Raw genomic sequence first — 511 nt, forward strand, 5'->3', positions numbered from 1 at the left:
AAAATTCTCGCGCCCCAAGAACGTCAACGCGTAATCGTCCCATTTGTAGGCGCTTGTTAGTTCAAAAGGCCCCATGTAATCTTCGATATCTGGGTTATCATCACCTTTAGGATCATTCGGAAAGGTTTTTTCGTCCTCAGGTATGCGCCACCAAGGTTGGATAGAGGCGACAAAATTGTCTTTCGCAAAGGTTAAGTTGGTATAAACGCGGTTCCAACTGCGCGATAGCTCTTGTCTTTGGCCATTTGATTCATGCTCAATACCGAAACCCAGCCAAGTTGAGCCGCCAAGCGGCTGCCAACTTGTAGGGGTGAAGTAAAACAGCTCAGGACGATAATTGGTTTCGCGAAACGGACGCGACGCATCCCCCGTGTATACCTGCCAGAACGATTTGAGCGTCACACCAAACAACAGCCCATCTCCGTCAAACAACAAATCGTCTTAGTTCATTGGTACTTTCAAGCTGATTTGAAACTCTGCCTCTTCCTTACGCAGTTCATCGCCGTATTTG

General features: G+C 47.6%; 1 pseudogene. It reads right to left on the reverse strand.

Annotation, left to right across the window (positions count from 1 at the left end):
* Window positions 1-511: pseudogene (locus R7R24_RS30555) on the reverse strand (phospholipase A); the annotation flags it as partial.

It is taken from the genome of Vibrio sp. 704, assembly GCF_033339295.1.